This window comes from Kribbella sp. VKM Ac-2571 (genome assembly GCF_004362255.1).
Lineage (GTDB): Bacteria > Actinomycetota > Actinomycetes > Propionibacteriales > Kribbellaceae > Kribbella > Kribbella pratensis.
Genome location: NZ_SNWS01000022.1, coordinates 82930 through 95728, shown reverse-complemented (window position 1 = coordinate 95728; position 12799 = coordinate 82930). Strand labels below are relative to the sequence as shown.

General features: G+C 68.8%; 15 protein-coding genes. 12 read left to right on the top strand and 3 right to left on the bottom strand.

Features of this window, described 5'->3' with window-relative positions:
• Window positions 1–59 precede the first annotated feature (59 nt).
• On the top strand, window positions 60–803 hold the full coding sequence (locus tag EV651_RS36230; RefSeq protein WP_133789805.1) for a hypothetical protein: 744 nt from the start codon (window positions 60–62) through the stop codon (window positions 801–803).
• On the opposite strand, the gene EV651_RS36225 is transcribed toward EV651_RS36230, so the two are convergent.
• Entirely contained in the window at window positions 758–1759 is a 1002-nt protein-coding gene (locus tag EV651_RS36225) for a Gfo/Idh/MocA family protein (protein ID WP_133789803.1), read from the bottom strand. The genes EV651_RS36230 and EV651_RS36225 overlap by 46 nt on opposite strands.
• Before the next feature lie 223 nt (window positions 1760–1982).
• Here EV651_RS36225 and EV651_RS36220 point away from each other — a divergent pair, with 223 nt between their 5' ends.
• The 8 genes from EV651_RS36220 to EV651_RS36185 all read left to right on the top strand — a co-directional run bounded on the left by EV651_RS36220 (window position 1983) and on the right by EV651_RS36185 (window position 7473).
• Entirely contained in the window at window positions 1983–2726 is a 744-nt protein-coding gene (locus EV651_RS36220) for a GntR family transcriptional regulator (RefSeq protein WP_131287255.1), read from the top strand.
• A gap of 196 nt (window positions 2727–2922) precedes the next feature.
• Window positions 2923–4203 (top strand): CpaF family protein, encoded by a 1281-nt coding sequence (locus EV651_RS36215; protein WP_133789801.1) that lies wholly within the window; start codon window positions 2923–2925, stop codon window positions 4201–4203.
• Complete coding sequence (locus EV651_RS36210) at window positions 4203–5063, top strand: type II secretion system F family protein (RefSeq protein WP_133789799.1); 861 nt, start codon at window positions 4203–4205, stop codon at window positions 5061–5063. The genes EV651_RS36215 and EV651_RS36210 overlap by 1 nt, the downstream gene beginning before the upstream one ends.
• Window positions 5060–5998 carry a type II secretion system F family protein gene (locus EV651_RS36205; RefSeq protein ID WP_133789797.1) on the top strand — a complete coding sequence of 313 codons (939 nt, stop codon included), beginning with the start codon at window positions 5060–5062 and terminating at the stop codon, window positions 5996–5998. Before EV651_RS36210 ends, EV651_RS36205 begins: the two co-directional genes overlap by 4 nt.
• Window positions 5999–6012: 14 nt before the next feature.
• Window positions 6013–6210: a hypothetical protein gene (locus EV651_RS36200; protein ID WP_133789795.1), complete on the top strand. Its 198-nt coding sequence runs from the start codon at window positions 6013–6015 to the stop codon at window positions 6208–6210.
• The gene (locus EV651_RS36195) at window positions 6210–6596 is read left to right on the top strand and encodes a TadE/TadG family type IV pilus assembly protein (protein WP_133789793.1); all 387 of its coding nucleotides are present in this window, start codon (window positions 6210–6212) and stop codon (window positions 6594–6596) included. Before EV651_RS36200 ends, EV651_RS36195 begins: the two co-directional genes overlap by 1 nt.
• Window positions 6593–7042: a TadE/TadG family type IV pilus assembly protein gene (locus tag EV651_RS36190; RefSeq protein ID WP_131348043.1), complete on the top strand. Its 450-nt coding sequence runs from the start codon at window positions 6593–6595 to the stop codon at window positions 7040–7042. Before EV651_RS36195 ends, EV651_RS36190 begins: the two co-directional genes overlap by 4 nt.
• A 32-nt stretch (window positions 7043–7074) precedes the next feature.
• Complete coding sequence (locus EV651_RS36185) at window positions 7075–7473, top strand: pilus assembly protein TadG-related protein (RefSeq protein WP_133789791.1); 399 nt, start codon at window positions 7075–7077, stop codon at window positions 7471–7473.
• A 549-nt stretch (window positions 7474–8022) separates the two neighbouring features.
• Here the strand turns inward: EV651_RS36185 and EV651_RS36180 are convergent.
• Complete coding sequence (locus EV651_RS36180; RefSeq protein ID WP_133789789.1) at window positions 8023–8823, bottom strand: NAD(P)H-binding protein; 801 nt, start codon at window positions 8821–8823, stop codon at window positions 8023–8025.
• A gap of 70 nt (window positions 8824–8893) precedes the next feature.
• Between EV651_RS36180 and EV651_RS42750 the strand changes: the two genes are divergently transcribed.
• From EV651_RS42750 to EV651_RS36165, 3 genes are read left to right on the top strand one after another with little or no spacing between them, the layout of a single operon-like run.
• The gene (locus EV651_RS42750) at window positions 8894–9505 is read left to right on the top strand and encodes a TetR/AcrR family transcriptional regulator (protein WP_133789787.1); all 612 of its coding nucleotides are present in this window, start codon (window positions 8894–8896) and stop codon (window positions 9503–9505) included.
• A 16-nt stretch (window positions 9506–9521) separates the two neighbouring features.
• The gene (gene prfB, locus EV651_RS36170) at window positions 9522–10643 is read left to right on the top strand and encodes a peptide chain release factor 2 (protein ID WP_133789785.1); all 1122 of its coding nucleotides are present in this window, start codon (window positions 9522–9524) and stop codon (window positions 10641–10643) included.
• On the top strand, window positions 10627–11388 hold the full coding sequence (locus tag EV651_RS36165; RefSeq protein ID WP_133789783.1) for a pentapeptide repeat-containing protein: 762 nt from the start codon (window positions 10627–10629) through the stop codon (window positions 11386–11388). Before prfB ends, EV651_RS36165 begins: the two co-directional genes overlap by 17 nt.
• Here the strand turns inward: EV651_RS36165 and EV651_RS36160 are convergent.
• Entirely contained in the window at window positions 11351–12799 is a 1449-nt protein-coding gene (locus tag EV651_RS36160; RefSeq protein WP_133789781.1) for an MFS transporter, read from the bottom strand. The two genes, EV651_RS36165 and EV651_RS36160, sit on opposite strands and share 38 nt — an antisense overlap.

Below are 12799 nucleotides of genomic sequence, written 5' to 3'. Positions count from 1 at the left end.
ATCGACCGTGTAGAGATCATCGTTGGCGCTGATGCTCGGCGCGACCCGATGATGGACCCATGAACGCCTACTCCGGACGCCTCGCCCTGGTCGGGGACCGCTCACCGCATGTTCGTTCGCACGCCCGCATCCCCGGTCTGCTCAAAGAACTCGAAGAACGCGATCACCTGGACCTCGACGTCTACTGGGTCCCGAGCGACGCCGCCGACGATGCGCTCGAAGGCTTCGACGGGATCTGGCTGCTGCCCGGCAGCCCGTACCGGAGCGAGGCCGGTGCAGTGACCGCGGTCCGGATCGCCCGCGAGCGCGGGATCCCGTTCCTGGGTACGTGTGGCGGGTTCCAGCACGCGATGCTCGAGTTCGCGCGCAACGTCTGCGGCGCAATCGGCGTACAGCATGGCGAGACTACGCCGGACGCTGACGAGCTCCTGATCGTGCCGATGCAGTGTTCGCTCGACGGACACGAGGGCGGAGTACAGGTGCGGTCAGGAACCCTTGCTGCCGAGCTACTCGGTGTCGAGCGCTCTATAGAGAGGTACCACTGCTCCTACGGCCTGGACAGCAGCAAACTCGACCTACTGCGTGAACACGGCATGGTCTTCAGCGGGTACGACGACGCAGGTGAACCGCGCATCGCTGAGCTGCCGGGTCACCCGTTCTACCTGGCCAGCCTGTTCCAGCCGGAGCTGGCCGGCGACGGCAGACGCCCACACCCGTTCATCCAGGCGTTCGCGCACGCGGTCGCCGGCCGCGGCGATCAGATCGCGGAGACCGGTCGCGGGGCCATGCCCGCGGCGACGTAGCAGGCGTCGATGAGCTCCATCGTGGCCAGCGCGTCGTCGGCGTCGGTGAGGAGCGGAGCGCCATTGCGGATCGCCCCGGCGAAGGCCTCCAACTGGTACGTGTACGACGTCCGGGTGCCGAGGTGCTCGACCCAGGTGTCTTCCTTGGTCGTCACGATCACCCGATCGTCGTTCTGCGGAAGCACGTAGAACGGGGCGAACGCCTCACCACGGCTGCCGACGACTTTGAGACTGAACTCGACGCTCTCGGCCGCCATGCTGGTCCGCACCACACCGGTCGCACCGCTCGGGAACTCCAGGTCGGCGTTGAGCCACTCGTCCACGCCCGGCAGCCGCTTGCGCTCACCGGCGCGTGCACTGATGAGCTTCGGCGCACCACCGGCGTACGGCGCGAACATCCGCTGTGCGTGCAGCGCGTAACAGCCGACGTCCATGACGGCACCCCCGGCGAGCGGCAGGGACCAGCGTGGGTCGTCCTCCGGCGGCGGGGGCATCACCATGGTCGCCTCGACCGTCTGCAGGTCGCCCAGCTCGCCCTTGGCGACCAGCTCCTGCAGCCGCCGCATCACCGGGTGGTACGCGTAGTGGAACGCCTCCATGAACACCAGACCGGATGAGTGGACGGCGTCCCGGACCTCCAGAGCCTCGGTGGCGTTGCTGGCCGACGGTTTCTCGGTCAGCACGTGTTTGCCTGCGGCAAGGGCCCGCAGGTTCCAGGGCCCGTGCAGCCCGTTCGCCAACGGGTTGTAGATGGCTTCGATCTCAGGATCGTCCAGCAGTTGCTGGTACGACGCGTGGACCCGTTCGACGCCGTGCTCGGCGGCGAACGCTTCGGCCCGGCCGGTGTCACGCGCGGCGACCGCGACCAGCCGGGCGCCGGTCAGCTTGGCGGGCTCGACGATGGCCCGGCCGGCGATCCGAGCGGCACCGAGGATGCCGATGCGAAGCGGTTCCATGCGTTCTCCCTTGCTGACAGCGATCCGGGGCGGCGTGGGCGAAGCCGTCATCCTGCCCCACCACATCACGGCTCCAAACTCAGTGCCCGCGATCCGGACCGTCAGGATCACAAAGTTCACCTGGCGTCAGGCCCTTGTTCAGCGTCCGCGGCTACGGCAGGCGGTTCTGATCAAATCCGGGTACCGGCTCGACGGATTCCGGTCCAGCCTTCAGGATGAGCCCATGAGTACCGTCCAGGTCCAGGTCGATCGGAACAGCCGTACGCCGTTGCACGTGCAGCTGGCGCAGCAGCTGGAGGCGGCCATCCAGGGCGGCGAGCTGCCTGTCGGGTCCCGGCTGAGCAACGAGGTGGACCTGGCCGAGGCCTACGGACTGAGCCGGCCGACCGTCCGCCAGGCGATCGCCCGTCTGGTCGACCAGGGCCTCCTGGTCCGCAAGCGCGGGGTCGGCACCCAGGTGGTCGGCAACTCCGGACAGGTACGCCGTTCCCTCGAACTGACCAGCCTGTACGACGACCTCACCTCAGCGCACCGTAAGCCCGAAACCGACGTACTGCGCTTCGGAATCTCACCTGCGACCGCAGAGGTCGCCACGGCACTGCAGTGCGAGCTGGGCGACCGGGTGCTGCGCCTGGAGCGACTGCGGCGGGCCGACGGCGAACCGCTCGCTCTGATGCGCAACTGGCTGCCGCCGGAGATCCTGGAGACCGACCCGGCCACACTGGCCGAGCGTGGTCTCTACCAGCTGCTGCGAGCCGAGGGCGTCCGTCTGAAGGTGGCGCACCAAACCATCTCCGCCCTACCGGCAACACCCGAGCAGGCGAAGCTCCTGTCGGAAGAGCCGGGCTCTCCGCTGCTGGCGACCACGCGGATCACGTACGACGACCACGGCCAGCCGGTCGAGTACGGCTCCCACCTGTACCGCGCGAGCCGCTACTCCTTCGAGCACACGCTCGTACACCGCTGACACCCTGGAATTGCAACAAGCTGCAATTTTCTGGACCTGGCCGTGACCCGATCGATACGGTGAGTGAGCCAACGGCGTGTCACGGTTGTCCACAGGGCAGCAGACGCGGGTGGCGCCGGACGCCCCGCGGTTGAAAGGATGGTCCCCGCATGGTGACCGAGCGTGGTCGCCAGACGGGACTCACACGGGGAGATCGATGACTGCGGACAGGCTCGACGCGCACCGCTCGAGCTGGAACGGCGCCATCGAGTTGATCGACGCCCAGGTGCGCGACGTGGTGCGCCGCGAAGGCATCGACCCGCTCCGCGACCCGGGCGCGGTGAACTCGATCGTCGCCACCGTCGTCCGGGAGTACGACGAGCGCAGTCTGAGCGGTGTGGTGCCGCCGATCGGCGACCTGGAGGCGGTCAGCCGCGAGGTCCACGACCGGGTCGCCGGCTTCGGGCCGCTGCAGCGCTACCTGGACGACCCGTCCGTCGAGGAGATCTGGATCAACGAGCCCAGCCGCGTGTTCATCGCGCGCGAGGGCCGGCACGAGCTGACCACGACCGTGCTGACCGAGGAAGAGGTCAGCGACCTCGTCGAGCGGATGCTGAAGACCACCGGCCGCCGGATCGATGTCTCGCAGCCGTTCACCGATGCCCGGCTGCCGGACGGAAGCCGCGTCCACATCGTCCTCGGCGGCATCACCCAGCGGTATGCGGCGATCAACATCCGCAAGTTCACCGTCCGCGCGACCCGGCTGACCGACCTGGTCCAGCTCGGTTCGCTGACACCGCACGCGGCCGCGGTGCTGGAGGCGTCGGTTGCCGTCGGCCTCAATGTGCTGGTCTCCGGCGGCACGCAGGCCGGCAAGACCACGATGCTGAACGCGCTGGCCGGTTCGATCCCCGGCAGCGAGCGGGTGATCAGCTGCGAGGAGGTCTTCGAGATCAAGCTGCCGATCCCCGACTGGGTGTCGATGCAGACCCGGCAGGCCGGTCTCGAAGGCACCGGTGAGGTGCGGCTGCGCGACCTGGTGAAGGAGTCGCTGCGGATGCGGCCGTCCCGGGTGATCGTCGGCGAGGTGCGCGGCGAGGAATGCCTCGACCTGCTGCTCGCACTGAACAGCGGCCTGCCCGGCATGTGCACGATCCATGCGAACTCGGCGCGTGAGGCGTTGACCAAGATGTGCACGCTCCCGCTGCTGGCCGGCGAGAACATCGGCTCCCGGTTCGTGCTGCCGACGGTGGCCGGCTGCGTCGATCTCGTCGTACACCTCGGTATCGCGGCGGACGGGCGCCGGCGGGTGCGCGAGATCGTTGCCGTCACCGGGCGGCTGGAGGAGCAGGCGATCGAGACCGAGACCCTGTTCAGCACGTACGACGGGTACCTGCGGCGTGCCGAGGGGCAGTTGCCGCATCCGGAGCGATTCCAGCAGGCCGGGTACAACGTGGCCGGGCTGCTCACCGAGTTGCCGCGTGGGGCGGCGAGCTGATGGGGCTCGTGATCGGGCTGTTCTTCGGTGTCGGCCTGCTGCTGATCATCGCGGCGTTCGTGGCGCCGCTCGAGACCGTGCCAGGCTCGGACGGGCGGCTGCGCGGCAAGAGCCGGGACCTGCTCGCGAGCGCGGGGATCGAAGGGCTGACGCCGGGTGCGTTCATCGGCGCCTGCGTGATCATGGCGCTGGTCGCGTTCCTGCTGATGTTCGCGGTGTCGAAGACGTTGCCGGTCGGCGTGGTGTTCGGGCTGATGGCCGGCTGGGTGCCGATCGCGCTGGTGCGGTCGCGGGCCCGGAAGCGGCTGACCGAGTTCCGCGAGCTGTGGCCGGACGTGGTCGACAACATCGCTTCGGCGGTCCGGGCAGGGCTGTCGTTGTCGGAGGCGCTGGCTCAGGTGGGCGAGCGCGGGCCGATGCCGTTGCGCGAGCCGTTCCGGCGGTTCGGTGCGGACTACGCCTCCACCGGCCGGTTCGCCGAGTCGCTGGACCGTTTGAAGGCGCGGCTGGCCGACCCGGTCGGTGACCGTGTCGTCGAAGCGCTGCGGATCGCCCGCGAGGTCGGCGGCGGCGACCTGGGCCGGTTGCTGCGGTCGCTGTCGTCGTTCCTGCGCGACGACGCGCGGACCCGGTCCGAGCTCGAGTCCCGGCAGTCGTGGTCGGTCAACGGCGCACGGGTCGCGGTCGCGGCGCCGTGGCTGGTGCTGCTGTTGCTGTCCTTCCAGGGCGACGTCATCCAGCGGTACAACTCGCCGGTCGGCGCGCTGATCATCGCCGTGGGTGCTGTGATCTGTGTGATCGCGTACCGGGTGATGCTGCGGATCGGTCGGCTGCCCGAGCCCGAGCGGGTGCTGCGATGAGCCCGATGCTGCTCGGCGGCTTCCTCGGCGCGGTGCTCGGCGCCGGCCTGCTGCTCGTCGTACTGCGATTGCCGTTCCTGCGCAAACCCACGGTGGACGAGCGGATCTCGCCGTACCTGCGGGATCTCGGTGCGCCCGACGTGTTCGTCGGCGTGATCGACTCGCGGTCGCCGTTCTACGCGATTCTGCGGTTGTTCGGTCCGTCGTTGCGGTCCGCCGCACTTCGGCTGGAGCGGATCCTCGGCGGCGCGAACACGATCCGCCGGCGCCTGCAGCGGGCCGGGCTGGACCGGACGGTCGAGGAGTTCCGGATCGAGCAGTTGCTCTGGGGAGCGATCGCGTTCGGCGCCGGGCTGGTGATCTCGGTCGTCGCCGCCATGGTCGGCCTCGGGGACCCGGTGGCGCTGCTGGTGTTCTGCCTGGTGCTCGGGATCACCGCGATCCTCGGTCGTGACACGTTCCTGACAGCTCAGGTACGGCGGCGTGAGCGGCGCCTGCTGGCCGAATTGCCGACCGTGGCCGAGCTGCTCGCGTTGTCGGTTGCGGCCGGTGAAGGTCCGGCCGCCGCCCTCGACCGGGTCGCGCGGTCGTCCCGGGGCGAGTTGGCCAACGAGCTGAAACGCGTCCTGGCCGAGACCAGGGCGGGAGAGACATTGGTCCGCGCGCTCGACGCGCTTGCGGACCGCACCGGGTTGCTGGCGCTCTCGCGCTTCGCGGACGGGCTGGCGGTGGCGCTCGAGCGCGGCACCCCGCTGGCCGACGTACTGCGTGCGCAGGCCGGCGACATCCGGGAAGCCGGGCGCCGCGAACTGATCGAGTCGGGCGCGCGGCGCGAGGTCGCGATGATGGTCCCGGTGATCTTCCTGGTCCTTCCGGTGACCATCGCGTTCGCCTTCTACCCGGGCGCTGTCGGAATCCGGCTGATCGCCGGATGAACTGAGGAGAGGTCATGTCCCTACACCTGACGAGGCTGTTCCTGACGTTGCTGCTGAAGCCACGTCCGGCGCGGACCGAGCGCGGCGACGTACCCGGCTGGGTGCTGATCACCGTGATGACGGCCGGTCTGGTCGTCGCGATCTGGAAACTGGCCGGCGACCAACTCGCCGACATGCTCAGAAGTGCCTTGTCGTCGGTCAGCAACAAGTAATGCGCCGGACCCGCGGTGAGCGGGGGTCGGCGGTCGTTGACTTCGTGCTGGTCTCGACGATCCTGGTGCCGTTGTTCCTCGGCATCCTCCAGGTCGGCCTGTTCCTGTACGTGCGCAACACGGTGACCGCCGCGGCCTCCGAAGGTGCGCACTACGCGGCCGTGCTCAACCGGGCGCCGGCCGACGGTGCGGCACGCACCCGGGAGTTGGTCAGCGGCGTGGTGACGGACGGGCTGATCGACTCGGTGTCCGCGGAGGAGACCGACATCGACGGGCAGCCCGGCGTCGAGGTGTCCGTCCACGCGCACATGCCGCCGCTCGGGCTGTGGGGGCCGGGCATCTCGTTCACCGTCGAGGGACATGCCGTGAAGGAGACGGGCGAGTGAGGCGGCGCCGGGACGAGCGCGGGAGCGCCGTTGTGGAGTTCTCCTGGCTGGCGATCCTGCTGATGGTTCCGCTGGTGTACATGATGCTCGGCGTGTTCGACGTACAGCGAGCGTCGTACGGCGCGACCGCGGCGACCCGCGCGGCCGGGCGGGCGTTCGTGATCGTGCCGGACGGGGTGTCCGAGGACGAGGCGCGGGCGCGGGCGTTCGACGCCGCCGAGTTGGCGATGAAGGACCAGGGGATGGAGCTCAGCTCGGACGAGCTCACGATCAGTTGCAGCCCGGCCTGTCTGCAGCCGGGCTCGACCGTCACAGTCACCCTGGAGACGAAGGTCCGGCTGCCGTTGATCCCGGATGCGCTCGGCGGGGAGCCGCCCGCGATCCGGATCAGCTCCTCGCACACCGAGGCGTTCGGCGACTACCGCCAAGCCAAGGGCACCGGATGATGAACCGGCGCAGGCGGGGCGAAGAAGGGCAGATGACCGTGCTGATCGTCGGGTTCACCGTGGTGATCCTGTTGATGGTTGTCGTGGTCACCGATATCTCGAAGGCGTTCCTGGTCCGCCGTGACCTCGATGCGACCGCGGACGGCGCCGTCCTCGCGGCCGCGAACGGCCTCGCCGCCGTCTACGCCCAGCCCGGCGCGGGCGGCAATGCCGCGATCGATCCCGACCAGGCGCGCCGGCTGACCGCGGACTACCTCGACGACGTTGCCGCGGGCAACAGGTTCGACAACCTCGACTGGACCGTGGACGTCGAGGGGACGACGGTGACGGTGCGGCTCACGTCCACCGCCGACCTCCCGTTCCAGCCGCCCGGCTTCCCGGGCACGGCCGACGTCGCCTCCGAGGCCGCCGCCATCGTCCCGATCCGCTAACTGGAGACTTCCGGCTCGTGTGGGTTGAAAACCGGCCGACGGGGCAGGCCCCCGAGGTAGAGGCGGGTGGATGGGTGGTAGTGAGGCGTGGCACTTGAACCGGTGCCGGTGAACAGGAAATAGCCGCTCTCCACCCACCACGTCGTGTCGCCACCCACCATTTCCTGTCGGCGCGCATCAGCGAACGCCCACCGCGACCGACGCGCGCCCGGTCGGCTGGTTATGTACCACTTCGACAGGTAGAGCACCACCGAGACACCGTACGCACAACCACAATCACGCTCAGGTGCACTACCCCGCCAACCGACACGTCCTGTCCAAACTGCACACCCCCGAACCACCCCAGGTGAACGCTGGTGCCTCCTCCCACCGCCCGATCACCCGGGCCTGCGTCGAGCAGGCGGCGGGTCATCCCCGCGTGTGCAGGGTCTTCTCCTGCTGGAACGTCGAGGCGTGGATCGAGGTTGCTTGGGTTCGGGGTGCTTGCAAGAGCCGGTTTCCCCACGTGAGTGGAAGTTTCTGGCGCTATCTGGGAGTAGCGCTCCTACGTCACGTGAAGAGGCCGGGGTGGTCGGTGAGCCAGGTGGTGAAGGTTCGACCGGTGTGGCCGGTGAGGAGTTCGACGCCGGGCTCGATCGTGGCCGGCGTACCGACGCGGGACGCCCAGTAGGCCAGCAGGGTCTCGCGCTGGCCTTCGTCGCGCATGCCCATCTCGGCGCGAGCCTCGTCGGGGGTGAGGTCGACGGCCTCGATCGGTACGCCGGTGACCTCGGTGACGAGCCCGATCTGGTGCCGGCGCGTCATCGACTCCGGCCCGGTCATCGGGTACCCGCGACCGTCGTGCCCGTTGCCCGGTCCGTCGAGCAGTACGCGCACCGCCGCATCGGCGATGTCCTGCTCGTGGATCGGGGCTTCCTCGGCCTCCAGGTAGGGCAGCCGGATCTGACCGGTCGCCCGGACCTGGTGAGCCCAGTACCTCGCGTTGCTCATGAACGCGCCGGGCTGCAGCCGGGTGGTCGCGTACGACGCGTCGGCGATCACGTGTTCGGTCTTCGCGTGGGGGTCCTCGGGGCCGCCCAGCGACGACAACGACGAGAGCAGGACGACCTGCTTCACGCCGGCGGCCTCGGCTGCGGCGACGAAAGCGGGCGCTGTCGACGGGGAGGAGTACAGGAAGACCTGGCTGATGTCGCGGAGCGCGGAGGACGGGTCCGCCGGATCGTAGGCGACGGCCGACGGGAGAGCGGAGGGTTCGCGGCTGGCGACGCGGACGTCCTGTCCGGCGGCGATCAGGCCGGCGGTGACGGCGCGGGCGATCGCGCCGCGACCTCCGGTGACGAGAACAGTCATTGGTGATGCTCCAAAATTAGAATGACTACAACAATGGAATCAGTAAAGCAGATCCGCTAGGGTCGGTGCAATGGAGCTCGGGCGGCGGGAACGCAAGAAGCAGCAGACGCGGCAGGCCATCTCGGATGTGGCCACCACGCTGTTCCTCGAGCGCGGCTTCGACGCGGTCACCGTCGCCGAGGTGGCGCGGGCCGCGGATGTCGCCGTACAGACGGTGTTCAACCACTTCCCGGCCAAGGAGGATCTGTTCTTCGACGAGTCGGGGTGGTGGAAGGGGCCGGCGCGGGCGGTCCGCGAGGCGCCGCCGGATGCGGATCCGGTGGACGTGCTGGAGGCGCAGTACCTGGCGGGGACGCGTGATCGGCTCGAGGTCGGCCATCTGGCCACCTGGAAGCAGTTCGTGCGCACGATCGAGGGCAGCCCCGCGCTGCTCGCCCGGCGCCGGCTGGCCGCCGACGAGCTGGAGACGTCGCTCACGGAGGCGCTCGACGAGCGGTCGCCGGACCACCTGCGCAACCGGCTGATCGCGGCCCTGTACGCCGCCGCACAGAAGGTCCTCGAGGAACAGTTGATGCGCACCCTGCCCGACGAAGCATCACCCGACGAGCTCGGCCGGGCCCAGACGGAGCTGGAGAACGCGATCGCCCAGGTCTTCGCCGTTCTTCGTCGCGGTCTCGCCTGAGCTAAGCTGCTTAGTTGTGGCTGCACTGGATTTTGACGCGGAGCTGAAGCAGCTCGACGCGACGATGACCTCGATCGAGAAAGTGCTCGATCTTCCTGCGTTGCGCAAGGAGATCGACGAGCTCGGCGAGCAGGTCGCTGCGCCCGATCTCTGGGACGACCAGGCGAACGCGCAGAAGGTGACGTCGCGGCTGTCCAGCCTGCAGTCCGACGTCGAGCGGGTGACCAACCTGCGCGGCCGGCTCGACGACATCGGCGCGCTGGTCGAGCTGGGCCGCGAGGAGAACGACGCGGACAGCCTGGCCGAGGCGGAGAAGGAGATGGGCTCGGTCGCCAAGGCGATCCAGTCCCTCGAGGTCCGCACGCTGCTGTCCGGTGAGTACGACGAGCGCGAGGCGCTGGTGACGATCCGCTCCGGCGCGGGCGGTGTGGACGCCGCGGACTTCGCCGAGATGCTGCAGCGGATGTACCTGCGCTGGGCCGAGCGGCACGGCTATCCGACCGAGGTCTACGACACGTCGTACGCCGAAGAAGCCGGGCTCAAGTCGACCACGTTCGGGGTCAAGGCGCCGTACGCCTATGGCACGTTGAGTGTGGAGTCGGGCACGCACCGGCTGGTGCGGATCTCGCCGTTCGACAACCAGGGCCGCCGGCAGACCTCGTTCGCCGCGGTCGAGGTGGTCCCGGTGCTCGAGCAGACCGACGAGATCGACGTACCGGAAGAAGAGCTGCGGATCGACGTGTACCGGTCGTCCGGTCCGGGTGGTCAGAGCGTCAACACCACCGACTCCGCGGTCCGGATCACGCACCTCCCGACCGGCACCGTGGTCTCCTGCCAGAACGAGAAGTCCCAGCTGCAGAACAAGGCCAGCGCGATGGTCATCCTGAAGGCCAAGCTGCTCGCGCTGAAGAAGGCCGAGGAGCGGGCCCAGATCGACGCGCTGCGCGGGGACGTGCAGGGCTCGTGGGGCGACCAGATGCGGTCGTACGTCCTGCACCCGTACCAGATGGTGAAGGACCTGCGCACGCAGTACGAGTCCGGGAACACCTCCGGCGTCTTCGACGGTGAGATCGACGACTTCATCGAGGCCGGCATCCGCTGGCGCCGTACCGGCCACACGGTTGCCGAACAGAACTGACCTGCGGGCCGACTGCAGTAGTTGCGTCGGCCTGTGCTGCATCGCGCTGACTTTCACGAAGTCGGCGGACTTCGCTCTGGACAAGCCGGCGGGTGAGCCGTGCCCGAATCTGAGCGACGACTTCCGGTGCTCCATCCACAAAGACCTGCGCAGCAAGGGTTTCCAGGGATGCACGGTGTACGACTGCTTCGGCGCCGGGCAGGAGATCACCAGGCGAGGGCAATCGCCCGCTGAGATGTTCGCGGCGCTGCCGATCCTCCGCCAGTTGCACGAGCTGCTCTGGTATCTCACCGAAGTCCTCGAGTACGACGAAGCGGCGCGGGCGGCGATCGCCCGCATCGAAGACGTGAGCCGTACGCCGGACCTCACCACCGTCGACGTGAATGCCGAGCGCGCAGCGGTCAACGAACTGCTTCTCAAGACCAGCCAACGCCTGCGCGGCAAGCAGAGCAAGAAGAAGGAACGCCGTGGCGCGGACCTTGTCGGAGCCCGTCTCCGCGGCGCCGACCTCGCGAAAGCCAACCTCCGCGGCGCCTACCTGATCGGAGCCGACCTGCGCGGAGCCGACCTCCGCAAAGCAGACCTGATCGGCGCCGACCTCCGCGACGCCGACCTGAGCGGCGCCGACCTGACCGGTGCCCTGTTCGTCACCCAGTCCCAGATCAACGCCGCCCGAGGCGACCACACCACGAGACTTCCGAAGGCGGTTACGCGCCCTTCCCACTGGTCCGCAGCTGGTGCGTGACTGGCGTCATCAGCAACGAGATGGCGGTGATTGCCAGAGCTACTGCGGCCAGTGCGCCGCCCTGGTCCCAGGTGGTGCCGGCTAGGGCTAGGTACGCCGTACCGACGGTGGCGGCTCCCAGTGCCAGGCAGGTCTGCTGGCTGGTGAGCAGGATGCCGCTGCCTAGGCCTGCCTGGGCCGGTGGGACCTGACTGAGGACCACGCCCATCAGCGGGACCATGACGAGGCCGGAGCCGAAGCCGGCGATCAACATGGGTACGGCGAGCTTCAACGGGCTGACGTGCGGCCAGAGGGTGAGAGCGACGACCGCGAGTACGGCGTACCCGACGCCCTGGATGATCCAGCCGCGGACGATGAGGCCCGCGCCGTACTTCACCTGCAGCCGAGGCCCGTAGATCGAGGTGATCAGGAAGCCGACGGCCATCGGCAGCAGGCTCAGACCGCCTTCCAGCGGCGACATACGCGCCTCGCCCTGGGTGGCGAGCGCGAAAACGAACATGAAGCCGCCGAACGTGGTGAAGAACGCCACTGCGAGCAGGAGGCCGATTCGCATCGCCTTCAGCCGCAGCACCGTGGGTGGGATCAGTGGAGCCGCACCGGACCGCTCGGACCGGTGCTGGTGCACACCGAGGAGCACGACGGCCGGAATCGTTGCTGCGAGGCAGAGCCACGTCCAGAGCGGCCAGCCGAGCGGTCGGCCCTCGGTGAGCGGCAGGAGCAGGAGGACCAGAGTCAGCGCGAGTAGCGCAGCTCCCACGAGGTCCACGCGCTGCGCCTTGGCTGCCTTGGTTTCCGGGATCAGCCGGATCGCCGCAAGCACGCCCACGATGCCGACCGGCACGTTGACGAGGAACACGGCCCGCCAGCCGAGGTCGAACACGTTTGCCTCGACCAGTACGCCACCGAGGATCTGACCGAACGCTGCCGCCGCACCGCCCGCCACGCCGTACATGGCCATCGCGCGGGCGCGGTGCTGGCCGGTGAGCAGGCTGGTGATCGTGGCCAGCACCTGTGGAGTGACAGCAGCACCTGCGGCGCCTTGGACGACCCGTGCGAGGAGCAGTACGCCGATGGTCGGGGCGATGGCGCAGATGAGCGACATGACGGTGAAGCCGATCAGGCCGATCAGGAAGAGGCGCTTGCGGCCGAACGTGTCACCGAGGCGACCGCCCACTACGAGCAGGGTCGCCACGGCGATCCCATAGCTGCCGACGACGAGCTGGAGCTCGCCGGAAGTCGCGCGCAGGTCGGAGCCGATCGCGGGCAGGGCGACGTTGATGACGAAGAAGGAGAGCATCGGCAGGAACGCGCCGAAGATGAGAGTTGTGAGCGCCACCGGCTTCAGCGGCACCGCAGCGGCCTGCGGCCGCGAGGTGACCGAAGTGGTGGCAGCCTGGAGCTGGTCTGTCAT